Genomic DNA, 23,162 nt, shown 5'->3' with positions numbered 1-23,162 from the left:
GGGCCTAGTTTTCTCCCGTGCCCAACACGAGGAACCACACATGAAAAAGATCTTTGCAGCTCTTCTTTCCGCTTCCTTCCTTCTCACGCCGATGGCCGTCTCACAGGCCAGCGCGGACGATTTCCGCCGCCCGCCCGTGGTCGTGCAGAAGAGGGTGATCGTTGAAAGAACGGTCGTCCGGCCCCATTGGAAGAAAGGATACCGCGTCAACGCCAGCGAGCGCCGCCGCTTCTCCAACATCAACGACTACCGCCGCTATCGGCTCGCCCCTCCGCCGCGCGGTTATCGCTGGGTTCGCGCCGATCGCGATTTCCTGCTGATCGGCATCACCAACGGTGTCATTTCGAATGTCATCGTCGGCCGTTGATCGGCAGTGAGGGGGCGGCTTCGGCCGACTTTCCTAGATTCTGAGAGGGAAGGAATGCCGTGTGGCACCCCCCGCTGCCCTGCCGGGCATCTCCCCCACAAGGGGGAGATCGGCTGGGCGCGATGGTTTCCCCAAACATTGACGAACCTGTGTTCCGCATGACGGTGGAGAGGGATTGGCGAGCCAACCCTTTGCCGATCTCCCACCTGTGGGGGAGATGCCCGGCAGGGCAGAGGGGGGTGCCACAGAACGCCGACGCGAGAAGGAGAGAAGTACGCGAATTGCGCAAATTCATGCGCGTTTCACCCGCTCGGCAATGATCCCGAGCAATCTCTTCGGCCTTTCTGCCGCAACCTCAGCCTCCCGCTCATAGGTCAGCGGATGCAGCCCGTCGACCGGCGGCAAGGGCTCGCATTCCTCGCAGACGCAGCGGTAACGGTTGATCGCCGTCGCCTTCATGCGGCCTGCCGGTTCCAGCTGGCGAAAGGATCGGTCAGGTTGCGCCAGCGCTCCGGCGTGAAGGCATCGCCTTCGACAAGGCAGGCGTCGAGTTCTCTCCTGATCCAGGCTTCGTCCATAGGGTCGGCGCCGATAAAGACGATTTCCTGGCGGCGGTCGCCCCAAACCGGATCGAGATGGGGGCCGAGGGCGTTGAGGAAGCTTGGCTCCTGCGGCCATTGTTGGCGGGGGACAGCTGCCCACCAGAGGCCCATCTTGCCGGTGCGCACGATCGCGCCCGCTTGGCTGATCTCGCCGACATGGTGCGGGCGGGTCGCCAGCCAGAAGAAGCCTTTGGCGCGCACCACGCCGTGCCAGGTCTTGTCGAGAAAGGCCTGGAGCTTGGCCGGATGGAACGGCCGCTTCTCGCGATAGACGAAGGAGCGGATGCCGTATTCCTCGGTCTCCGGCACATGGTCCTTGAAGCCGTGCAGCTCCTTGTACCACAGCGGATGGGTCTCGGCCCTGTCGATATCGAAGCGGCCGGTGCCGAGCACGTCCTTCAGCGCCACCTTGGCGAAATCCGTCTCGATCAGCTTCGCATCGGGGTTCAGGCCGATGATGATCTTGCGCGCGGCGTCGCGCTCATCCTCGCTTGCCGTGCCGATCTTGTTCAACACCACGACATCGGCGAATTCGATCTGCTCGACCAGCAGGTCGACGAGGGTCCTGTTGTCGCCGTCACCTGCGGTTTCGCCGCGATCGGCGAGGAAATCGGCGGAGGCATAGTCGGCGAGCAGATTGGCGGCGTCGACCACCGTTACCATCGTGTCGAGCCTCGCGACATCCGAAAGGCTTTCTCCGTTCTCGTCGCGGAACTCGAAGGTGGTGGCGACGGGCAGCGGCTCGGCAATGCCGGTCGATTCGATCAGCAGGTAATCGAAGCGGTCCTGGTTGGCGAGGTCGCGAACCTCCTTCAGAAGGTCGTCGCGCAGCGTGCAGCAGATGCAGCCATTGGTCATCTCGACCAGCTGCTCCTCGGTGCGCGAGAGATTGGCGCCGCCGTCGCGCACGAGGGCGGCGTCGATATTCACCTCGCTCATGTCGTTGACGATGACGGCGACGCGCAGGCCCTCGCGATTGGCGAGCACGTGGTTGAGCAGCGTCGTCTTGCCGGCGCCGAGAAAGCCGGAAAGCACCGTGACCGGAAGTCTGTCGTCCATGGAAACCTCATCGATATTAATGTTATATCATTACATGCATTGAACCGAAAAAAGGCGGAACGGGGTCATCCGCCTCTTTCCGCCTCAGCTCTCTCCAGGAGATTGCACGGCAATCATGCGCTGGAGAGGCAGGCCTTCATGCTCTCGGCGATGCCGCGCATGAGGGTGAAGTAGAGATCGGGGCCGGCCTTCAGCGTCGCCGCTTCGGGGTCGAGCACGCCGGATCTGGCGCTGGTGCCCTCGATGACGACATTGACGAGGCGCGGCTCGAATTGCGGTTCGGCAAAGACGCAGGTTGCGCCGAGTTCGCCGACCTTGCGGTGGATTTCCGAGACGCGCTCGGCGCCGGGAATGGTTTCCGGGCTGACGGTGATCGAGCCGGCGACGCGGATGCCGTAGCGATGCTCGAAATATTGGTAGGCATCATGGAAGACGACGAAGGGCTTGTCCTTGACCGGGGCGACCGTCGCAGCAATCTCCTTGTCCAGCGCCATCAGCCTGTCATCCAGTGCCTTGGCATTGGCCTGATAGGTCAGGGCATTGGCGGGATCGGCGGCGACCAGCGTCGTGGTGATCACGGCGGCCATCGCCTTCGCATTCATCGGGTCTAGCCAGAGATGCGTATCGAAGGCGCCATGCCCGTGTTCGTGCTCTTCGTGATCGTCGTGATGGGCGTGGTTTTCCTCATGTCCGTGGCCACCGTCATGGCCGGTGCCGGCGGCTTCATGTCCGTGGTCATCAGCCGCGGCGGTTTCATGGTCGCCGTCATCATGCGCCTCGAAGGCGCCGCCTTCGCGGAAGGGCAGCTTGGTCAGCCCCGGCGCATTCTCCAGCTCGACGACGCTGGCGTTCGAGCCCAGCGCTTCGAGCGGCTTTTCCAGGAATGCTTCCAGGTTCGGCCCGACCCAGAAGACGACCTTGGCCTCCTGCAGCGCGCGAGCATTCGACGGCTTCAGGCTGTAGGTGTGCGGGGAAGCGCTGCCATCGACGATCAGCTCCGGTTCGCCCACACCCTGCATGATCGCCGAAACGAGCGAATGGATTGGCTTGATCGAGGTGACGACGACCGGCGCGTCGGCCGCCCGGATCGTGCCGGCAAAGAGCAAAGCGGGGATCGCCAAAGCCGGAATGGAGAGGACTGCCGGGACATTGAAGGCCCACGTTTTCAGAGGCCTCAGGGCGCGTTTCATCAGGTGCTCCGCTTGAATTGCAAGTGTTATGTTATTACATCAATTGCGTTATGCTATAACGTGTGCAATAGCAGGATGCAACAGCGCTGTCGGAAAATTTGATGCTCTCTCCCGCAAACAAGAAGGGCGAACCGCTGGTCTCGCTCGAGAATGTCGGCGTCCTGCGCGGCGGCCGCTGGCTGGTGCGCGGCGTCGAGTTTTCCGTGTCACGCGGCGAAATCGTCACGCTGATCGGGCCGAACGGCTCGGGCAAATCGACGAGCGCCAAGGCAGCGATCGGCGTGTTGAAGCCTGACGAGGGCAGGGTGGAGCGGCTGGCCGGCCTCAAGGTCGGCTATGTCCCGCAGAAGCTTTCGATCGACTGGACGCTGCCGCTGTCGGTGCGCCGACTGATGACGCTGACCGGCCCGCTGCCGCAGGGCGACATGCAGGCAGCCCTCGAAGCTGCCGGCATCGCCCATATGATCGATGCGGAGGTGCAGCATCTCTCCGGCGGCGAGTTCCAAAGGGCGCTGATGGCGCGGGCGATCGCCCGCAAGCCCGATTTGCTGGTGCTCGACGAGCCGGTGCAGGGCGTGGATTTCTCCGGCGAAATCGCGCTTTACGACCTGATCAAATCGATCCGCAACGCCAGCGGCTGCGGCATCCTGCTGATCTCGCACGATCTGCACGTGGTCATGGCGGAGACCGACACGGTGATCTGCCTCAACGGTCACGTCTGCTGCCGCGGCACGCCGGAGGCCGTCAGCCGCAGCCCGGAATATGTCCGCCTGTTCGGCAGCCGTGCTGCCCAGACGCTTGCCGTCTACAGCCATCACCACGATCACACGCATCTGCCGGACGGTCGCGTGCGCCATGCCGATGGTTCCGTGACGGATCATTGCCATCCCGAGGACGGCCATCACGCACATGATGGGCATGGGCACGCTCATGGCACCCATGAGCACGCACATGATGGGCATGAGCACGCGCATGCTCATGCTCGCGATGGTCATCACGCACACGATCATGCGCATGAACACGCCCATTCCCGCAGCGGGGAGGGCCGCCATGCTTGACGATTTCTTCGTGCGCGCCATCCTTGCCGGTGTCGGGCTGGCGCTGACGACGGGACCGCTCGGCTGCTTCATCATCTGGCGGCGGATGGCCTATTTTGGCGATACGATCGCTCATTCGGCGTTGCTCGGCGTGGCGCTGTCGCTGCTCTTCGAACTCAACCTGACGCTCGCCGTCTTCGCGGTCGCAGCTCTCGTTTCGGTGCTGCTGCTCTTCCTGCAGAAGCGTCAGGCGCTGTCGGCCGATGCGCTGCTCGGCATCCTCTCGCATGCAACGCTGGCGATCGGCCTGGTCATGGTCGCCTTCATGAGCTGGGTCAGGATCGATCTTATCGCCTTTCTGTTCGGCGATATCCTCGCCGTTTCCAGGACCGACATCGCGCTGATCTGGGGCGGCGGCTTGTTCGTGCTCGCGGCGCTCGCCTGGCTCTGGCGGCCGCTGCTGGCGGCAACCGTCAATGCCGAGCTTGCCGAAGCCGAGGGGCTGAGACCCGAGCGGGCGCGGCTGCTCTTCATGCTACTGATGGCCGTCGTCATTGCCATCGCCATGAAGATCGTCGGTATCATGCTGATCACTTCGCTGCTGATCATTCCGGCGGCTGCGGCGCGACGTTTCTCGCTTACGCCGGAGATCATGGCAGTGTTAGCCTCGCTGATCGGCGCGGCGGCCGTCGTCGGCGGGCTGTTCGGTTCGCTCACCTATGACACGCCGTCGGGGCCTTCGATCGTGGTTACGGCGCTCATTCTCTTCATTCTCAGCCTGCTTCCCGTCAGGCGCCATCGCGCGGTCATGCAAGGACAAGGCTCATGACGACACCGCAATTGACCAAGAACCAGTCGCTGGTCTTCGACGTGCTCGAAAAGGCCGAAGGGCCGCTCAGCGCCTATACCATCCTCGACAAGCTGCGCGATCACGGTTTTCGCGCGCCGCTGCAGGTCTACCGGGCGTTGGAGAAGCTGCTCGAATACGGCGTCGTGCATCGGCTGGAAAGCATCAATTCCTTCGTCGCCTGCGCCCATCCCGGCGAGAATTGCCACAGCCACGGCATCGTCGCCTTCGCCATCTGCGAAAGCTGCGGCCAGGTGATGGAGTTCCACGACCATGAGGTCGACCACCGGCTGATGGCCTGGGTGCGCGGGCAGAAGTTCAAGCCGGAGAAGACGACGATCGAGATCCGCGGCCTTTGCGAGACCTGCGCGGCGTAAGTGACTTGTTCCAAGGTATTCTTGGCATGTTATCCCATTGCGCTGACCGAAAATTTGTGGGGAAGCGCCCGCCTCTCCAGCCTCATTCCTGTGCTCCTCACAGGAATCCAGCCACCGCGCGTCCGCGCGGTGAATGACTTACCTGCTTAGCTTCAAGCGATGACCTAAGAAAGGTGAGGCCGGAGACCGGCCTCACCTCGAGCGGCTCTGCAATGACAAGCTCAGTTCGGTCCGCCCTTGCCGGAACCGCCTTTGCCGGAGCCGCCATTATCGCTCTTGTCGGAACCACCATTGTCGCTTTTGTCTGAGCCACCATTGCCGCTCTTGTCGGAACCGCCGTTATCGCTCTTGTCGGAACCGCCATTGTCGCTCTTGTCGGAACCGCCGTTATCGCTCTTGTCGGAACCGCCATTGTCGCTCTTGCCGGAACCACCATTGTCGTTCTTGTCGGAACCGCCATTGTCGCTCTTGTCGGAACCGCCGTTATCGCTCTTGCCGGAACCGCCGTTGTCGCTCTTGCCGGAACCGCCATTGTCGCTCTTGCCGGAACCGCCATTGTCGCTCTTGTCGGAGCCGCCATTGTCGCTCTTGCCGGAACCGCCGTCATCGCTCTTGCCGGAACTGCCATTGTCGTTCTTGCCAGAGCCGCCGTTGTCGCTCTTATCGGTACCGCCTTTGTCGCCTTTGTCGTTGCCGTGATGATCGCGGTCCTTGCCACCATGGTTGTCTTTCCCGTGGCCATCTTTGCCGTGGTGGTCTTTGCCATCCTTACCATGGTGGTCTTTGCCATCCTTGCCGTGGTGGTCTTTACCGTCCTTGCCGTGGTGGTCTTTACCATCCTTACCGTGGTGGTCTTTGCCACCCTTGCCGTGGTGGTCTTTGCCACCCTTACCATGGTGGTCATTGTCGCCCTTTCCGGGGCCGTCATTGTCACCCGTGCCAGGGCCGTCATTGTCGTCCTTTCCGGGGTCATCATTGCCCTCGCCCTCGTCGGTGTTCTTTCCGCCGTCGTTCGCAACCTGACTGCCGCCGCCACTCTTGCCGCCGGTCTGCGCAGTCGAGCTGCTGCTCGACGTCTTCTTGCCGCCAATGCCATTGCTGCTGCGGTCGCTGTCGTTCGGATTGCCTGGGGATATTGATCTGGTCGGCATGCACAGCCGGTATTCGAGCGTGCCGCGCACGGCGGTATTGCAATTAACGACTGTCGGGGCTGCCACGGTCAAGCTGCTGCTTGCCATAAGGAAAGCAACGGCCACGCTGAATTTCGATGCTCTGCTGCTCATTTCAATCGTCTCCCAAGGTTAACCGAATGTTAATTGGGAGAGTGTTTATACTAACGGTCTATTAATCGGAAGAATAAACGATAGTTAATCTGTTCTCATTAGATATTACGGTTAAATTCGCAAGTATAAAATTTTAATAAATTTTTATCTCGACCGTGTTACTGTTGAGGCGTAAATATGGGGAATCGGCTATGAAGCGTCTCTTTTCTCTCGCTGCCATTTTGTCCTTTCTTGTGCCTTTTCAGGCTGTTGCCGGATCCTCCTTGCCTGTGACGAGAAGTATCGGCGCGCCCGTGGGATTCGCGGCGGCCTGCGCCAAGTATAAGTGGCTGTGCGGCAGGGTGGCGGCTCAACAGCTGCACGACGCGGCAGGCATAACGCTGCTTCAAAAGGTCAATCGGGCGGTCAATGGACGCATCATCCCCGCGGAAGATCGTCCGTCTTCCCACGGGGATGCCTGGTCTCTGCCGGTTGCCGGCCGGGGCGACTGTGAGGACTACGCCCTCCAGAAGATGAAGGACCTGATCGACGCTGGTTTTCCGTCAAACAGGCTGGCGCTTTCCGTGGTCATCGGCCCGCATGATCAAAATCACGTCGTTCTTATTGCCCGCACAGACGGTGGCGATTACGTGCTCGACAATCTCACAAGCGCCGTCAGACTCTGGCGCACGACGGGCTATACGTTTTTGGCCACTCAGGATTTTCAATCGCGAACCGGCTGGCGGGTGACGCTTGCCGGTCCCCGCGCCGGCGAATTCTCCTGAACCCGACGCGTCGTCCAAACGCCAAGATGCTTGGCGCGGTCGGCCCGCTCGCCTGGCCATCCGATCTAGCAGAAAGTCTCCCGCACCGTCCCTGCGGTCTCTTCGATGCTTCCGATTGGCGGAGATCGGTGCAGTTTTCAGGCCGTTATCGGTGCATATCAAGCCTGAGTAGAGAAGCGCAATAACATCACTGCGTGCGCGAGAAGGCGATGCGGGTGCAGGTCTCGGCAAATTCGACGAAGAATTGTGCATCCGAAAGGCTGCCAAAAACGCGGATGATGTAAGAATCGGAAACACTTTGTGACTAAGTGCCTCCAAAAGCAGCGTTTTTTGTCTTGCTGCGCAAGAGGACTTGAAGGATATTGCCCAGACGCTGAGGACGCCGTCATGATCAGAATGATAGAAGACCCTGCCGAACTGGCTGGCGAAGACATCACTGGCAAATATATTCTCCGCAAGCTGAACTATCACTGGTTCGCTTACGGCAAGGCGGCCATTGTGACCGCCTGCAAGGGAACGATCCTCCACCTCGATCGAGAGGAAACGGTCTATTCCGAGCGTTGGGGCCGTCGCGCCTATACGGGGACAGGCAAGCGTTACCCCGGCGGCATCTGTCCGATTTCGGCGGTCGCCTGTGTTTGCGATACGCCCGATGATGTCAATGCCGTCATACAGCTGGATGTCGAAGCGCAGGACGAATTCTATCAGTTGATCGCCAAGACGGAAGCCAGGGTTCGGGCGCTCGCCGCCTCGTCTGGAGCAAGCCAGTTCATGGAAGCGGCCGAATAAGGCAGTTTTTCAGCGATATTCCCCATTGCCGCCACCGCAGCTAACGTCGCTGTTGACTGCAGAGGTGTCGCTGCCACTCACCCCCTCATCTGCCGGCATCTTCTCCCCGCCGGGGAGAAGCGGAATCGCGGCAGCGTCTCGCTTCACTTGAGACTTATGTGAGAATGAGGTTAGCGCGTCCTGCTCCCCTTCTCCCCAGCGGGGGTCCGAAGGACGGGTCGAGACCTGTGGCTCGACCCCGGTTGGTGGCCCGAAGGGGCGGATGAGGGGGCCTCACGGCACGCCGCGACTGCACGGCGCGTAAGCGAAGGGTAAAATATGGCCCTGCCGCCCTTCCGCCGATCACCCGATCTGCTTCAGATCCCGCGCAAAACGCTGCCAATTCTTCACATAATTCTCCGCCGAGCGGCGGATGCCTTCCACCGCCGCTTCATCGAGCACCCGCACGACACGCGCCGGAGCCCCGACGATCAGCGAATTATCGGGAAACTCCTTGCCTTCGGTGACGAGCGCATTGGCGCCGACCAGGCAGTTATTGCCGATCTTGGCGCCGTTCAGGATGGTCGCGCCCATGCCGATCAGCACGTTGTCGCAGAGCGTGCAGCCGTGCAGGATGGCGTGGTGTCCGATGGTGCAGTTCTCTCCCGTCGTCAGCGGAAAGCCCATGTCGGTATGGGCCATCACGCCTTCCTGGATGTTGGTGCCGGCGCCGATGGTGATCTTCTCGTTGTCGCCGCGCAGCACCGAGCCGAACCAGATGCCGACATTCCCGCCGAGCTCGATATTACCGATGACGTGGGCGTCCGGGGCGATCCAGTGGAGGCCGGCGGGCGGCAGTTTCGGCGTCAGTCCGCCAAGCGCGTAGACAGGCATGGAAAGCTCCTCTCAGGCGACCTCGACCGACAGCGTTGCGACGCCGTCGATGCCGCAGGTGATGCGGTCGCCCTTTGCGACTGCGCCGACGCCGGCTGGCGTGCCGGTCATGATGACATCGCCGGGCGCCAGCACGAAGAGTGTCGAGAGTTCGGCGATGATCTCCGGCACCTTCCAGATCATCTGGTTGAGATTGCCGTCCTGGACGCGCTTGCCGTTCTGCTCCAGCCAGATCCTGCCTTCGCCGGGATGGCCGATGCGACTGGTCGGCACGATCGCCGAGACGGGCGCGGAATGTTCGAAGGCCTTGGCCACTTCCCAAGGGCGGCCGAGCTTCTTGGCCTCACTCTGAAGATCTCGGCGGGTGAAATCGATGCCGACGGCATAGCCGTAGATGCAGTCGAGCGCTTGGCGGGCTTCAATGTTGGCGCCGCCCGATTTCAGCGCCAGCACGCATTCGACCTCGTAATGCACGTCGTTCGACAGCGGCGGATAAGGAAAGGCGCTGCCCGGCGGCAGCAGGTTCTCGGCATTCTTCTGGAAGAAGAAGGGCGCCTCGCGGCTGGGGTCATGGCCCATCTCTATCGCATGGTCGGCATAATTGCGCCCGACGCAATAGACGCGGCGCACCGGAAAGCGCTCGTCGCTGCCGTTCACCGGCAGCAGAACAGGTGCGGGAAGCGGGATGACGGTGGCGGAATCGGACATGGGCGGGCTCTTCCTGTTCAACGAGTCTTTCCCGCATCTTAGACGGAAAACGGCGGGGCGGGGAAGCATTGTACTCGCATTGACGCTGTTGCCGCCCGGCGATATCCTCGCCGCGATGAACAGGATGTTTGCAGTTTCGACGTCTACGACCACCGCCTCGGCGGTGGGTGGCGGACGCGTGGACTGAATTCCGTTCATTGCTGCCGAGGCCCAACCCGCCGGAAACGAGCGGGTTTTTGTTTGCCCGCTCGCCTCCCGCATTCGAGGACGAGATCATGGATATCCAGAAACAGATAGTTGCCGAGCGGGCGCTTGCTGCCGCCCGTCGCGCCCTTGCCATGCGCTATGCCGGGGCGGCCTTCGCCTATGTCTCCGGCTCCATCATGCGCGGCGAGGGGACCGCATTTTCGGATATCGACCTAGTCGTGGTGTTTCCGTCGCTGGAAAGAGCCTGGCGGGAATCCTTCACCGAAGGGGATTTTCCTGTCGAGTCCTTCGTCCACGACGAAGAGACGCTGGCGCATTATCTCCATGCCGATGCCGAGAGCGGCTGTCCCATCATGGTCAACATGGTCGCAACCGGCAGCATCGCGGGGCCGGATATCGAGCGTGCGCGCCTGGTCCAGGCAAAGGCGGTGGGTGTGCTGGAAGCGGGGCCAAAACCGCTTGCCGGCGCAAGCTACGACATGTTGCGCTATCAGGTCACCGATTACGCCGATGACCTGCGCGGCGACCGCCCGCCGGATGAAATCGCCGCCATCGCCGCGGCTCTCTACCAGAAGCTCGCCGATCTGATCCTGCTCGGGCGCGGCGCGTGGACCGGCCGCGGCAAATGGGCGCCGCGTCTCATCAGGAGGCTCGATGTGCAGGTCGCAGCCGAGTTCGACGCTGCGTTCAGGCTGGCGGCGCAGGGTGACGGCAGCCGGTTACTCGCATTGGCTAACCGCGAGCTCGCTTTGCACGGCGGCCGCTGTTTCGACGGCTTCAGGCAGGAGGCTCCGCCGGAGGCGCGGCGGCCGGAATAGATACGGGGAAGCCGCGGCATTGTTTTCGTCCGCCGGCATTGCCAAGGCGCTGGCGTCCACGAGAGCCTTATCCTGAGATGCCCCGCACGGATCTTGAAGGGCGAGGCGGGTGTGCTGGCGGTTAATGGATGCAAGGAGCAGCGTCGGCGCGTGTCCTTCGAGGCTCCGGCCCTTGGCCTGCGCACCTCAGGATAAGGAGCATTGGAGGATGCCGCCCGACGAGAGGTGTCGGAGAACGCCGCTTTACCTTCGGCGCACGGACAAGACCTCGCATCTGAGCAAAGAGGGCATCTGCAGCAGGATCAGCCCCGCGAGGTGGACCCGTGCCATTGCAATGACCGGCCAGTTGGATAAGGTTAATTGTAATATTTTTAAAACAGAGGATGAAAGAAGAATGTCGGGGCGACTGTTCAGGGCACACCATATTCTAATTCCTATATTTTCCGTAACTTTGGGTCTGTCCGGATGCGTTACCAATAAGGATGGTGTTCAAGTCTCCACCGATCATAGCCGCGCCGTGAGTGGAGAGCGGACAAAAATGGGCCAATCTTATAATCTGAATGCAAACTGCACCGCTGCGACAATGCCGAGCATAAAGCTGGTGCAGCCCCCCGCGCATGGATCGGTAGAATTTGTCAGCGAAAAGATTTTCTCACATTATTCGACAGGCGCCCCCCAGATCAGGTGCAATTCCAGGAAATCTCCTGGCGTGTCCGAATATTATACTTCCAACAGCGGATATTCCGGAAAGGATATGTATAAAGTGAGGGTCTCCTACGGCGAAGGGACCATCAAGGACGTGACGGTCAATATCAATGTCAGAAAGAAATAGAGCAGGGCCGTTCCTCATCGACAGACGAGGCGGTGGCGCCTCCCGCGGCGCGTTGGCGCCATCTGTTCACGCCCGCGGAATATCTTAGCTTAAAGCGCCTTGCTCGGCGCAAATCCTGTCGATCAGAGCATCAAGCTCACCCCTTGGCGGCCGGCTTTTGGCCAGGCGCTGCTTCAGGTGCATGATCGAGTCGGCGAGGATTTCGTCGAGGCTTTCGGCGCAGGTGAAGTCGCCCGCCACACGTTTGACCTTGGAATTGTCGAAGATGGCAGTCCAGGCCTTGTCGCCGAGCAGCGGGCCGATCCATTCCGCATTGTAGCGGATAAGCGTGTCCGTCGGCACGTGGACGATCTTCGCCTCGACGCCGAGCAGCCTCGCGATCGTCTTCTGGATGTCGTCCCAGATATGCGCGCGGTCGGAGGTGATGTGGAAAATCTCCTTCAGCGCCGCCTGCTTGCCGAACAGGCCGACGAAAGGCACGGCGAAATCGACCGAGCGGGTCAGCGTCCAGGGCGTGTGGCCGTCGCCCGCCACGATGATGGGCTCGCCGTCCAGCATGCGCCTTGCCATGATGTCGCTGTCGCCCATCATGATCGGCAGGCCGGTGCGGACCGTGTGGCTAGGGCGGACGATCGTCCAGGCGAGGTTGGCGGACGTCTTCAGCAGCTCCTCGCAGGCGATCTTGGCCTGGCTATAGGGCCAGTAAGGATTGATCGCCGGCGTCTCCTCTGTGATCACGTAGTGACGCGGCGGCTTTTCATAGACGGAAGCCGAGGAAATGAAGATGTACTGGCCGCAATTGCCCGAGAAGACCTCGATGTCGCGGGCGACCTGATCGGGCGTGAAGGCGATGAACTGGCAGACGACGTCATATCCGGCCTTGGCGAGATCGGCGTAAGCGCTCGACCCCAATTCGCCGACGATCGAGGTGACACCGGCGGGTAGGGCGGCGTCTCTCAAGCCGCGATTGAAGACGCTGACATGGTGGCCCGCGGCGACGGCGCGTTCGACACAAGGGTAGGAAATCTGGCCGGTGCCGCCAATGAAGAGAACTTTCAAAGTCATATGAGCGGCCTTAGTGTCTGATGGGCGGGATCTGTATGACCCTTCATAGCGTGAAAGAATATGGCCGTCTCGCTGAAATCTCGCCAACTGAGAATGGCAGCGCCACACAAAGGCCTTACCCCGAGGCGCTCCGTAAGGGCCTTGAGCGGCGGGGCGGGGTTGAAAAGGTAGAAGATGGTCGAGAAACAGCTCAATGACGCGCCGCAGGCAATCCGGCACACTGCGAGGATGCGGCTGAGAATCCCCGCGGCTGCGGATATTCATTTCCTGACGGAACTCTTTTTACGACCGGAAGTGGTCGCGCATCGACCGGTGCCGCGGCCGGATACGCCGGAAGAAAGTGCGGCGCGGCTCGCGCGTGATATTGCGCACTGGAAAGATCATGGCTTCGGGCGTTGGGCGGTCGAGGCGAATGGCGCGCTGATCGGTTTCGGCGGCGTGACCGTTTCGAAAGAATTCGGTGGCCTCAATCTTTCCTATCACCTGCAGCCGGAAAGCTGGGGGAAGGGATATGCCATCGAGTTGGTTCTGGATACGTTAGCCTTTGCCTTTGGCGATCTCAATGCTTTCCGCGTGATCGGGTTGGTTCGCCCAGTCAACGCCGCATCGACACGCATCCTTGAAAAATGTGGATTCCTGTTCGAATGCGAGGTCATGCTGCACGGTGCGCCGACCAACTTGTATGCAATCGGGAATTTGCCCCCCTAGCGATGCCGCCACACCCTCGCGATCGTACCGACAAAAGCGTTCATCGCGATGGTCGTCCTTGCGGCGGCGGCAAATGAGATAGAACTTGCCGCCGTCATGGCACGCCGCGCTTATGCCTGTGCCTTGCGGTAGGCTGCGGCGACAAGCCAGAGCGAGGAAAGCAGGAAATAGAACGCGCCAAAGCCTGCATAGGGAACGATGTCAAGAATCGTCGGCGAAGCGGTGCCGAGAGACCGGCTGATCATGAAGGCACCGGCGAGCGCCGATTGCGCGCCGCTGAGGATCATCACCCATTGGGCGCCGTAGAGGCGCCAGCGCCTGACGCCGGTAGAGAGCTGCAAGAGCCCGGAAAGGATCGCCCATGCCCCGAAGACGGCGAGAACGGCATAGCTGTTTTTGCCGAGTGCGATGACGACGGCGAGCGTGGTGATGGTGCTGACGACGACATTCAATGCCTGCGAAGGGTTGGCCTTGAGGCCGCCATTGACGCGGGCGTCGACCAGGTTGGCGGCGGCATCCCACAGGGGATAGATCACCAGCAGAAAGGCGGCAGGGCCGGATTGCCCGCCCGAGAGAATGGCCGCGGCAATCCAGGTCAGAGAGAATGCGGCGCGCGTGAAATAATAGGATCTCAGCCAGTTGGGCTGGGGAGAGGAATTGTTTTGCATCGGCAGGTCCTTCTTGGTTTGCTAGCCTACCTACTAGTAGGAAGATGAAAGCCCTGAGTCAATGCGTCGCCCGAACACCTCATTGTGAGTAAAGGATTGCCGAACGGCCTTGACAATCTGCCTACCAGAAGGTAGGCGACATCATGAAATCAATGGCTTCCACCTCGGATAAAATTCTCGGCGTAGCCCAGTCGCTCATCGTGGCGGGCGGATATAACGGCTTCAGCTACGCCGACATCTCGGCCGCGATCGGCATCCGCAAGGCGAGCATCCACCACCATTTTCCTGCGAAGGCCGAGCTGGTCGCGGTGTTGGTGGATCGCTACACCAAGCAGGCGGCTGCAGGATTGCAGTCGCTGCGCGAGCAGGCCGCAAGCCCTGCCGATCAGCTGCAGTTCTACATCGACTACTGGCGTTCCTGCATCGAGAACGCTTCGCAGCCCTTCTGCATCTGCGCCATGCTTGCCAGCGAAATGCAGATGCTGCCCGATGAGGTCGCATCACGCGTTCGCACCCATTTCCGAAATCTTGCGGCATGGCTGACCTCGGTGTTGCAGGCCGGCTTCGAGCAGGGCCTGTTCCAGTTGGACAGGCGGCCGGAAGAGCAGGCCCAGATGCTGATGGCATCGGTCCATGGGGCGATGCTTTCGGCGAGGGCTCTTAGCGATCCTGGATTGTTCATCGCGGTGGTTGGACCTGAGATCGCGAGGCTGCGGACAGCATAACGATCTCCTCTTCCCAATCGGATGCCGCGCCGAGGCCCAAGAGAGCCTCATCCTGAGGCGCCCCGCAGGGGCCTCGAAGGACGAGGCGGGTGAGCTGTCGGTTAATGGCTGCAAGGAGCAGCGTTGAGGCGTGTCCTTCGAGGCTCCGGGCCTTTGGCCTTGCGCGCCTCAGGATGAGGGAGGTTGGAGGTGTGCCGCGCCGATGGCAACGGGCGTTGGCGGATGCCGCCCCAGCGCTCAAGAGAGCCTCATCCTGAGGTGCCCGCAGGGGCCTCGAAGGACGAGGCGGGTGCGCTGTCGGTTGATGGCTGCAAGGAGCAGCGCTGCGGCGTGTCCTTCGAGGCTCCGGCCTTTGGCCTGCGCGCCTCATCAGGATGAGAAGCGTTGGAGGGTGCCGCGCCCAACTCATGTGGCCAGAAATGCTGCGCCGTCATTCCCCGCCTTCTGTCAGTCCATCCCGCACGATCGCGTAATAGGCGGAAAGCTCGGGGATATCAGCGGCCAGCGTGTCGAAGACCGAGTCGGACGGCGCAAGCGTGCCGGCATACTTCGCCTCGATAAAACCCTCATGCGCGACCAGCGCTTCGGCATCGGCCTTATGCACGACGGTATAGATCGGCGAGGGCACGGTGCGGCCCTTGACGATGATGCGGTCGAGTTCGATCACCGTGTAATTGGCGGCGATCAGCCGTGCGGTTTCCTCGCCGAGCAGCAGCGCCACGCCGTAATTCTTCGAGGCGCCTTCCAGGCGCGAGGCCAGATTGACGCTGTCGCCGAGGCAGGAATAATCGAAGCGGCGGGTCGAGCCCATATTGCCGACGATGCATTCGCCGGTGTTGATGCCGACACCCATCTTCAGTACGTGCGGCTTGCGGCCGATTGCGGCCGCTTCCCGCTCCAGCTGGCTATTCAGCCGCGAGATCGCCGCCTGCATGGCGAGCGAGGCGCGCACGGCGTGCAACGCATGATCGGGATCGTCGAGCGGTGCATTCCAGAAGGCCATGATGCAGTCGCCCATATATTTGTCGATCGTACCGCCGTGATCCATCACCACGTCGGAGAGTGGCGTCAGCAGCCGGTTGATCAGGCCGGTCAGCTGTTCCGGATCGTCCTTCAGCGTCTCGGCGATGGTGGTGAAGCCCCGCACGTCAGAAAACAGCACCGAAAGCGTGCGCCGCTCGCCGCCGAGCTTCAGCTGCGACGGGTCGCTCGACAGGCGGCGGACGAGATCGGGCGAAATATATTGGGCGAAGGCGCGGATGATCTGACGCTTGTTGCGGCGCTCCTCGGCATAGTCGAAGGCGGCCTGGCCGAAGGCGACCGCGATATAGGCGACCGTTGGCCCGAGCGGCGAAACGAAGACATGGCCAAGCCGGATGCCGGCGAAGCTGATGGCCACGAAGGCGAGGAGGGCGGCAGCGCTGGTGACGATCGTCAGCCATCCCGTCGAGCGCCAGACGGTGAGCGCCGCAAGCAGCACCGAGATCAGGATGCAGGCGGCGACGGTTGGCAGGCGCGCTTCCGCGATCGACAGGCCGTAGCGGATATTGTCGTAAATCGTCGCCTGGATTTCAACGCCGGGGACGAGCTTGCCGGTGTGAACCGTGTAAGGCGTGGCGAAGGCGTCGACGCCGCCCTTGTCGATTTCAGGCGCATTCTGCAGGCTGAGCCCGACGAGGACGACGCGGTCCTTGAAATAACCCGGCGGCAGCAGGTTCTCAGGGTCGAGCGCCTGGTAATAGGAGACTGTGGGGTAGCTGCGGGCCGGGCCGAAGGACTGGATCAGTTGGCCGGCCGGCAGGATCTCCGCCCCCGCGCCCGAGGCCTTGGCCAGCATGGCGGCAAAGCCGTCCTCATAGCCGGGAATGCGGCGGAAGATGCCGTCGCCGCTGAGATCGACGGAGGCAATCCCGGTCACCGCACCTGCGTCGGTCAACGCCGGCAGCGGCGTGGCGCGGATCAGCTGCGAGGCCTGCGGCGTCTCGATCAGCGTTTCGTCGCCGGCAAGCACGACATCGGGACCAACCGCCTTGGCGATTGCCGCGTCGTTGCCGGGAGTGGAGGGCTCCGCCATGATGATATCGAGGCCGATCACGCGGGCGCCGGCTGCACGCAGCTGGGTGACGAGCTCGGCATGCAGGCTGCGCGGCCAGGGCCATTGCGCGTTGATATCGGCGAGTGAGGGCTCGTCGATCGCGACGATGACAGGCCCGCCCGGCGGCGGACGCGGATCGTCGAACGTCGAGAGGTAGTCGAAGCTTCTAAGCTCCAGCAGCGACCAGGCGGGCAGGCGCGACAGCAACGATATGGCGATCAATACGGTGAGCGACAGCACCAGCAGCCGGAGGCGGCGGCTTCCGGCCTGGCCGCCGTCCAGTCCGGCCTGCCGCGGCTTGTGCTCCGCCCGCATCAGAAGCGGACTTTGAGCGTGCCCTTGAAGGCGCGGCCCCAGCCGGGCACGCCGGGCGTGATCTCGAAGTCCTCGTCGAGCAGGTTATAGGCGGCCGCCTCGAGCTCGATGCGCTTGTCGAACGGCTCCCAGACCAAGTGGGCGTCGAGGCTCCAGTAATCGTCGAGCTTGGTGCCGAAGCGATCGCCGTCGCGCTCGCCGATGTAATTCGCCGCTACCGTCGCCTTGACCTTGGATTCGTTGACCCAGGTCAGCGCAATCTGGCCGGAATTCCTCGGGATATAGGGGAGCGAGCCGCCGTAATTCGGCTCCAGCGGATCCTTGTTCTCGGATTCCATATAAGCATAGGTGGCGGAAAGGCCGAAACCATGACCGAGCACGACGTTGGCGGTGATGGCGGCGCGATCGAGGCTGCCGCGCGACAGCGGCAGACTATCCGAAGAGGGCAGCGAGATCAGCGGCAGGTCGATCGAGAAATCATGCAAGTCCTGGTGCTGATATTCGACCGAGGTGAAGAAGCGGTCGGTCCATTCGGCATCCCATTGCAACGCGACAGTATCAGTATAGCCATCGATGCCGACCGCGAGCTGGTTCGGCTGCAGGCCGAGAATGCCGATCGGGGCGAGGGTGGGAACGCCGGTATCGACGCCCTGGCGCATGAAAGCGGCGCGCAGCCAGTGGTTCTCGACGGGCGACCAGGCAAGGCCGACGCGCGGCTCGAGCCGGTTGACATCGATGCTGCCACCGCTCATCTGCGTGCCGAACAGCGCATATTCGGCCTTCAGATCAGGCGTGATCTCGTGCAGCACGTCGATGTAGGCGCGGGCGATGTCAACACGATTTTCGGCTTCAGTCGGGCCGAGAGTAACCCCCGGCAGGAGAACGGGAAAGATTTCTTCGAGATTGAAGTAGCTGCTGTTGCGGGCGTCGATCCAGCCGCCCTCGATGCCGTATCGGAAGGTCAACGGCCCGGTGCCGATGTTGTGGTTGAGGGCTGCGACATAGGTCTTAGAATTCAGATCCTCGATGGTTTGGCCGAAGGGGCGAATGTCGGTGCCTGGACCACCGAGGATCGGCACCCTCTCCCAGTCGAATTGCAGGTCTGTCGTCGTCTTCGTCCTTGCCGCGGAATAGAGCAGTGCGGCGTTCATTACGTTTTCGTAGCCGAATGTGTGGCTCCAGCCGATGCCGGCATTGGTTGTCGTACTGATATCGCGCCGGTTCAGGTAGAGCGGCAATTCGTCAGGTGCCGCGAGACCGCCGGGGCCGAAAATGGGTCGGAACAACCCGTCGTTCAAAAAAGTCGACAGCTGAGAGTTCTCGCTCAAAGTATCGAGGTTATAGTCGCGTCGGCCGCTGTTGACATAAGCGACGACGCGATCGTCCGGCGTGATCGTCGCGGTGAGATAGCCGTTGCCGCCAAGGATTTTGTTGTCGGTGGAGAAGCCTCCGAAATCCGTATAGTTGCCGTCGTGGGCAATCTCCTCCCAGTTGAGGTTGGCATAGAAGCTGATCGGGATCGTCTCGTTGGAATAGCCCTGGATATCGGCTTCGCCGATGCGTCTGGTATGGCCGTCGACGCTGTTGATGCCGCCGCCGAGCGAGCCTTCGATGAAGGGTACGTCGAACAGCGTAGCCGAGCGCGAACGGCCCGACAGCATGTGCGGAGAAAGCAGCAGGCCCTGGATGAAGGATGAGTAGCTCGACGCGTTGCCACGGTTCTGGATGATATTGTCGTCGCTGAAGCTCGTCGCGTTGACGAAGGGAAAGATGCTGCCCTTGATCGACTGGTCGATATAACCGGTGCCTTTGAAGGGGTCGAAGGCGGCATCGCCGTAATAACGGCCCCAGGCATCGAGGCCCTGCAGGCGGAAGGCGTTGTTGAGCGTCGAACCGGCGCTCGCATTGGCGCCGAGGCCGCTGTAATCGCCGCCGCGAGCGCGCGAGCGGCGCAGGTATTCCTGCGCGTTGCGGATCGCGCCGTCGGCGTCGTAATCGTCGATATCGACAGCGGTGCGGAAGGCGGAAATGACGGGATCGTTCTTATCGAGCCGGTCGGCATTGTCGAGCGCCTGCTGCGAAGGAATGCGGTCGCCTTTTTCATAATGGGCGGCGGCGAGCATCAGCTGGGATTGCGAATGCGCCGGGTTGGCGGTGCTGGCGGCAAGCAGGTCTTGCAGCGCCTTGTCGCGTTCGCCGGTTTGCAGGTAATAGCGGCCCCGTGCGAGAAGGGCGATGTCGAACGAGGGATCGAGTGCGATTGCCGTGTCGATCTCGCGTTTGGCTTCCTTCATGCGCGCCTGATCGAGATAGAGGATTGCCAGGTTGGCGTGGAGCAGCGGATCCTGCGGATCGAGCTCGATCGCTTTCTTGAAGGCCTTTTCCGCTTCGCCATTGGCATCGCGCGAGCTTTGCAGCAGGCCGAGCGAATTCAGCGTGCTTGACCCACCGGGGGCAAGCTCGATCGCGCGATTCAGGTCGGCAAGCGCGCCGTTGATGTCGCTCTCATACACCGCCTTGTAGCTCGCCCGGGCGGAGAGCGCCATCGGATGATCTGGATCGAGCGCCAGCGAGCGCTCTATCGCTTCCTTCATCTGCTCGCGGTCATCAGTGAGTTCTGCCAGCTCTGCGCGGACTGCCGGCAGGGTCGGATCGTCGGGATAGCGCTGCTCGGCTTTCTTGATGATCTCGATTGCCGCGCGCGGGTCCTTCAAGAAGCCCGTCGTATAGGCCTGCATGATCGCGCCATAGGGGCCGGTCGTATCGGCCGGGGGCTGTTCGGCATGAGCGGGATCGGCGAGCGAGCGGGCAAAATAGCCGCCGAATTGCGCCATGTTGCGACGCGTCGGGTCGAGATGCGGCAAAGCCTTGTGGAAGAGCCTGGCGGCATCGCCGTAGCGCTTCTCCGAGCCGGCGATGGTGGCGTCGATCAGGTCGACGCGGGCCTGCTGGGCCGCCGTCAGCTTGCGGCCGCGGATCTTCTGCAAGGTTGCGGCCGCGGCCTGGCGGCCATCGAAGGCGCTCTGCACTTCGGCAAGTTCCAACCAGTCTTCGGTGGTGCGACGCTCCGGCGGCAGCGCCAGCAGACGGCGGCGCTCCGCGGCCATACGGTCGGCTCGCAGCGGCGATGTCGGCATCAGGTCGAAGCCGTCGCGCAGGTCGAGATAGAACAGCATCTGTTCGCGATCATCGGGATTGACGCTGATGATCTTGGTGGGCGCCTGGCCGATGGTGGCGACCGCACCTTCGCCCTCGCTCACCTCGACACTGCCCTGCGGATTGCTGAGCGCGACGCGGCCTTCGAGCACGATCATCGAGGTCTTGGCGCCCTCGACGGTCATCGTCCAGTCGGTGCCGCGGATGGCGGCCGCCGCCGCAGGGGTCTCGACCGTCAGGCCCTGGCCGCCGCGCTGGGCGCGGGCCCAGATGGTGCCGGCCTGAAGCTCGAGCACCGTATCGCCGCTCGCTGCCATCTTCTTGACCTGCAGCGACGAATTGCGGCCAAGGCGGACCTGGGTGTGATCGGAAAAGACGATGGCGAGCTGGCCGTTGGCATTGGTGCGCAGCACGTCGCCGGTCAGAAGATCCTGGTTGATGTCGACGACGCGCCAGTCCGACACGTCGATGAAACGGACTTCCTCGCCGGTCTTGCGGGCGATGACGGAGCCGGCGACCGGCGTTGCGCGCGGCACGGGATCGGCCATTGCGGGCCGGCCGAAACCGGGCACGGCAAACGCCAGCGCCATGCCGATGCGACAGATGTTATTGGAATAACCCCGCATGATCTCGACCTCATCCCCGTCTTCCCCTTTGTCCGTGTAGAGTGGAAAAGTCAAGCATGTTGCACACGTGTTCTTGCTTTCGTTCCAAAGTGTAATATCAGGGAAACACTTTAGGGGATGGAGTATTCAGGTGAGCGAATTCGAAAGTGCCACGGAGGTTATGCTGAGCAGGCCGTCGAGCGGCGATGTCGGTTCCGAGTATTTCGACCACATCAAGAAAATCAATGACATATTCTACGATCAGATCAAGATATCCGATCAGAAGGCCGCCTATATCTTTACTTTTATGCTCGCCTTTCTGGTGAGCTCCAGTGAGGTGAGGGCAGTCTTCAGCCCGACGCGTTATGTCAGCGGTGCGCCGGGCAGCATTCTGTTCTCCGGCTTGCTTGCCGCAGCCTCGGTCTTCTCCATTCTCTCGGCGATCCTGGTCGTTCTGCCTCGACGTCTGGGCACCTCGACGTCGCTCTTCTGGGGCGCCTGGCCCAAGCACCGCGACCTGTTCTTCGAGGCGGCGCTGCGGCGCGATGCGCGCTACCTTTTCGATCAATATCTCGAAAACGCCGAAATTCTTTCCTGCATCGCCCGCAGCAAATATCGCTGCGTCACATTCGCCTTTCGCGGGTTGATGGTGAGCGTCATTGCCTATGTGCTGCTGTTGGCGGCAGGCTGAGCGCAAGCGAAGGCAAGAATGCAGGGCGCGCTGAGACGCGCGCGCCCCGCTCATTCAATCCTCGACTTCGATAACGAGCTCGATCTCGACCGGCATGCCGAGGGGCAGGCTGGCGACGCCGAGGACGACGCGGCCGGAGAGCTTTTCCTCGCCGAAGACCGCAAACAGCAATTCGGACGCGCCGTCGGCGACCCTGGGGTGGTCGCGGAAATCGCCTTCGGTGGCGATATAGACGCCGAGCTTCACGACCCTCACGACGCTATCCAGCGAGCCGAGATAATCCCTGGCGGCGGAGAGCGCGCTCAGCGTCGCCGTCTCGGCTGCCTTGCGGCCGTCTTCCGATGTCAGCGCGCCGCCGACACGGCCGATATAGCGGGGCTCATGGCCGACAACCGGCAGCATGCCGCTGAAGAAGACCAGATTGCCTGTTCTCGTCGCCTCGACATAGGCGCCAAAGGGTGTCGGCGGCGGGGGAAGGGTGATGCCGAGTTCCTGCAGCCGCCGTTCCGCGCCGGCTGCCTGCGCTTTCTCATGGTTTACCATTTGCCCAGATGTGCGCCGCCATCGACGTGCAGCACCTCCCCGGTGACGCGCGGAGCTTCAGTGAGGAAGACCACCGCGTCGACGATTTCAGCGACATTCGAAATGCCTGTCATCGGCGACAGCGTCCTCAGGAACTCCTTCGGATTGTCCTTGTGAAGGGGCGTGTCGACGACGCCGGGGGCGACCGTGTTGACGCGAATTCCCTCGCTTGCATACTCCATCGCAAGGTTCTTCGAAATCGCGTCGATGCCGCCCTTGGTCATCATTGCCACGGAAGCGGGCATGCCGGCGATCGGATGATCGATCAGCGGCGTGGTGATGCTGACGACGCTGCCGCCCGTCTTCTGGGCGAGCATCTGCCTGATGACCCGCTGCGTCAGGTGCAGGAAACCTTCGAGATTGGTCGACGAGAGCTTACGGAAGTCGGTCATCGTGTAATCGACGAACGGCTTGGTGAAGAAGATGCCGGCATTGTTGACGAGCGCGTCGATCGAACCGAACCGGTCGATTGAGGTTTTGGCGACGCGGGCCGCTGTTTCGGGATCGCCGATGTCGCCGTCGACCAGCGCCAGCCTGTCGGAAGCCTGGAAGGCATCCGAAGCGCTGACCTGACGCGAGGTGGCAACAACGTTGTAGCCGCGCTCGACGAAGGCGTTAACGAGCCCCGCTCCGATGCCCTGGGAGGCGCCCGTGACGATGACAGTCCTTTGCTTGGTCATGTTGAACTCCATAATCTGGTTCGGGCAACGCGGGCCTGGCTAGGTGGGTCGCTCGAGATGGGGCCGCTGCGATCGCGCCGCCATCGGGTTGTTGGTTTGTTTTCGCAAGGTGAATATGG

General features: G+C 61.9%; 23 protein-coding genes. 11 read left to right on the top strand and 12 right to left on the bottom strand.

The window, feature by feature from the left end; all coding sequences use genetic code 11:
• Window positions 1-40: 40 nt before the first annotated feature.
• Window positions 41-367, top strand: coding sequence for an RcnB family protein (locus EFR00_RS18000; RefSeq protein ID WP_077992909.1), 327 nt, complete (start codon window positions 41-43; stop codon window positions 365-367).
• Between the two features lie 291 nt (window positions 368-658).
• On the opposite strand, the gene EFR00_RS33065 is transcribed toward EFR00_RS18000, so the two are convergent.
• The 3 genes from EFR00_RS33065 to znuA all read right to left on the bottom strand — a co-directional run bounded on the left by EFR00_RS33065 (window position 659) and on the right by znuA (window position 3,218).
• Window positions 659-826 carry a hypothetical protein gene (locus EFR00_RS33065; protein ID WP_164519039.1) on the bottom strand — a complete coding sequence of 56 codons (168 nt, stop codon included), beginning with the start codon at window positions 824-826 and terminating at the stop codon, window positions 659-661.
• Window positions 823-2,028: a zinc metallochaperone GTPase ZigA gene (gene zigA, locus EFR00_RS17995; protein ID WP_077992907.1), complete on the bottom strand. Its 1,206-nt coding sequence runs from the start codon at window positions 2,026-2,028 to the stop codon at window positions 823-825. Before zigA ends, EFR00_RS33065 begins: the two co-directional genes overlap by 4 nt.
• A gap of 113 nt (window positions 2,029-2,141) precedes the next feature.
• Window positions 2,142-3,218, bottom strand: coding sequence for a zinc ABC transporter substrate-binding protein ZnuA (znuA, locus tag EFR00_RS17990; protein WP_077992905.1), 1,077 nt, complete (start codon window positions 3,216-3,218; stop codon window positions 2,142-2,144).
• Between the two features lie 101 nt (window positions 3,219-3,319).
• On the opposite strand from znuA, the gene EFR00_RS17985 reads away from it, so the two are divergent.
• Genes EFR00_RS17985 through EFR00_RS17975 form a run of 3 tightly spaced genes read left to right on the top strand, consistent with a single transcriptional unit; the run spans window position 3,320 to window position 5,479 of the window.
• Window positions 3,320-4,276, top strand: coding sequence for an ATP-binding cassette domain-containing protein (locus EFR00_RS17985; protein ID WP_009993021.1), 957 nt, complete (start codon window positions 3,320-3,322; stop codon window positions 4,274-4,276).
• The gene (znuB, locus tag EFR00_RS17980; protein WP_077992903.1) at window positions 4,269-5,084 is read left to right on the top strand and encodes a zinc ABC transporter permease subunit ZnuB; all 816 of its coding nucleotides are present in this window, start codon (window positions 4,269-4,271) and stop codon (window positions 5,082-5,084) included. Before EFR00_RS17985 ends, znuB begins: the two co-directional genes overlap by 8 nt.
• The gene (locus EFR00_RS17975) at window positions 5,081-5,479 is read left to right on the top strand and encodes a Fur family transcriptional regulator (protein WP_010054217.1); all 399 of its coding nucleotides are present in this window, start codon (window positions 5,081-5,083) and stop codon (window positions 5,477-5,479) included. The genes znuB and EFR00_RS17975 overlap by 4 nt, the downstream gene beginning before the upstream one ends.
• Before the next feature lie 221 nt (window positions 5,480-5,700).
• Here the strand turns inward: EFR00_RS17975 and EFR00_RS17970 are convergent, their stop codons facing one another.
• Window positions 5,701-6,762, bottom strand: coding sequence for a hypothetical protein (locus EFR00_RS17970; protein ID WP_077992901.1), 1,062 nt, complete (start codon window positions 6,760-6,762; stop codon window positions 5,701-5,703).
• A gap of 191 nt (window positions 6,763-6,953) precedes the next feature.
• Between EFR00_RS17970 and EFR00_RS17965 the strand changes: the two genes are divergently transcribed.
• Together EFR00_RS17965 and EFR00_RS17960 are read left to right on the top strand one after the other, a co-directional pair.
• Window positions 6,954-7,526, top strand: coding sequence for a transglutaminase-like cysteine peptidase (locus EFR00_RS17965; protein ID WP_009993373.1), 573 nt, complete (start codon window positions 6,954-6,956; stop codon window positions 7,524-7,526).
• Window positions 7,527-7,913: 387 nt separating this feature from the next.
• A complete protein-coding gene (locus tag EFR00_RS17960; protein WP_010055797.1) occupies window positions 7,914-8,315 on the top strand; it encodes a hypothetical protein in 402 nt (133 codons plus the stop codon).
• A gap of 342 nt (window positions 8,316-8,657) precedes the next feature.
• Here the strand turns inward: EFR00_RS17960 and EFR00_RS17955 are convergent, their stop codons facing one another.
• Together EFR00_RS17955 and EFR00_RS17950 are read right to left on the bottom strand one after the other, a co-directional pair.
• Complete coding sequence (locus EFR00_RS17955) at window positions 8,658-9,188, bottom strand: gamma carbonic anhydrase family protein (protein ID WP_009995766.1); 531 nt, start codon at window positions 9,186-9,188, stop codon at window positions 8,658-8,660.
• 12 nt (window positions 9,189-9,200) lie between these two features.
• The gene (locus EFR00_RS17950; protein ID WP_009995765.1) at window positions 9,201-9,896 is read right to left on the bottom strand and encodes a fumarylacetoacetate hydrolase family protein; all 696 of its coding nucleotides are present in this window, start codon (window positions 9,894-9,896) and stop codon (window positions 9,201-9,203) included.
• A 272-nt stretch (window positions 9,897-10,168) separates the two neighbouring features.
• Between EFR00_RS17950 and EFR00_RS17945 the strand changes: the two genes are divergently transcribed.
• Window positions 10,169-10,921 carry a nucleotidyltransferase domain-containing protein gene (locus tag EFR00_RS17945; RefSeq protein WP_077993083.1) on the top strand — a complete coding sequence of 251 codons (753 nt, stop codon included), beginning with the start codon at window positions 10,169-10,171 and terminating at the stop codon, window positions 10,919-10,921.
• 394 nt (window positions 10,922-11,315) lie between these two features.
• Window positions 11,316-11,753, top strand: a complete 438-nt coding sequence (locus EFR00_RS34240) for a hypothetical protein (RefSeq protein ID WP_225880951.1) — start codon at window positions 11,316-11,318, stop codon at window positions 11,751-11,753.
• Window positions 11,754-11,837: 84 nt separating this feature from the next.
• Here EFR00_RS34240 and EFR00_RS17935 read toward each other — a convergent pair whose 3' ends face one another.
• Window positions 11,838-12,818, bottom strand: coding sequence for an SDR family oxidoreductase (locus EFR00_RS17935; RefSeq protein WP_077992900.1), 981 nt, complete (start codon window positions 12,816-12,818; stop codon window positions 11,838-11,840).
• A 174-nt stretch (window positions 12,819-12,992) separates the two neighbouring features.
• On the opposite strand from EFR00_RS17935, the gene EFR00_RS17930 reads away from it, so the two are divergent.
• Window positions 12,993-13,526 (top strand): GNAT family N-acetyltransferase, encoded by a 534-nt coding sequence (locus EFR00_RS17930; RefSeq protein WP_009997025.1) that lies wholly within the window; start codon window positions 12,993-12,995, stop codon window positions 13,524-13,526.
• A 110-nt stretch (window positions 13,527-13,636) separates the two neighbouring features.
• Here EFR00_RS17930 and EFR00_RS17925 read toward each other — a convergent pair whose 3' ends face one another.
• Entirely contained in the window at window positions 13,637-14,194 is a 558-nt protein-coding gene (locus EFR00_RS17925; RefSeq protein ID WP_009997024.1) for a DUF308 domain-containing protein, read from the bottom strand.
• A gap of 143 nt (window positions 14,195-14,337) precedes the next feature.
• Between EFR00_RS17925 and EFR00_RS17920 the strand changes: the two genes are divergently transcribed.
• Entirely contained in the window at window positions 14,338-14,919 is a 582-nt protein-coding gene (locus EFR00_RS17920) for a TetR/AcrR family transcriptional regulator (protein WP_077992898.1), read from the top strand.
• 430 nt (window positions 14,920-15,349) lie between these two features.
• Here EFR00_RS17920 and EFR00_RS17915 read toward each other — a convergent pair whose 3' ends face one another.
• Both EFR00_RS17915 and EFR00_RS17910 read right to left on the bottom strand, forming a co-directional pair.
• Complete coding sequence (locus EFR00_RS17915) at window positions 15,350-17,329, bottom strand: CHASE2 domain-containing protein (RefSeq protein WP_077992895.1); 1,980 nt, start codon at window positions 17,327-17,329, stop codon at window positions 15,350-15,352.
• On the bottom strand, window positions 17,329-21,111 hold the full coding sequence (locus tag EFR00_RS17910) for a FecR domain-containing protein (protein WP_077992893.1): 3,783 nt from the start codon (window positions 21,109-21,111) through the stop codon (window positions 17,329-17,331). The genes EFR00_RS17915 and EFR00_RS17910 overlap by 1 nt, the downstream gene beginning before the upstream one ends.
• 130 nt (window positions 21,112-21,241) lie before the next feature.
• Between EFR00_RS17910 and EFR00_RS17905 the strand changes: the two genes are divergently transcribed.
• Entirely contained in the window at window positions 21,242-21,781 is a 540-nt protein-coding gene (locus EFR00_RS17905) for a Pycsar system effector family protein (protein ID WP_009995794.1), read from the top strand.
• A 54-nt stretch (window positions 21,782-21,835) separates the two neighbouring features.
• Here EFR00_RS17905 and EFR00_RS17900 read toward each other — a convergent pair whose 3' ends face one another.
• Window positions 21,836-22,324: a RidA family protein gene (locus EFR00_RS17900; RefSeq protein WP_009995796.1), complete on the bottom strand. Its 489-nt coding sequence runs from the start codon at window positions 22,322-22,324 to the stop codon at window positions 21,836-21,838.
• Window positions 22,318-23,043, bottom strand: a complete 726-nt coding sequence (locus EFR00_RS17895; protein WP_038692636.1) for an SDR family NAD(P)-dependent oxidoreductase — start codon at window positions 23,041-23,043, stop codon at window positions 22,318-22,320. The genes EFR00_RS17900 and EFR00_RS17895 overlap by 7 nt, the downstream gene beginning before the upstream one ends.
• Between the last annotated feature and the right edge of the window lie 119 nt (window positions 23,044-23,162).

The organism is Rhizobium sophoriradicis (assembly GCF_003939025.1).
Taxonomy (GTDB): domain Bacteria; phylum Pseudomonadota; class Alphaproteobacteria; order Rhizobiales; family Rhizobiaceae; genus Rhizobium; species Rhizobium sophoriradicis.
Note: the sequence above shows the minus strand (reverse complement) of the source record. Positions and strands in the feature narration are given on the sequence as shown.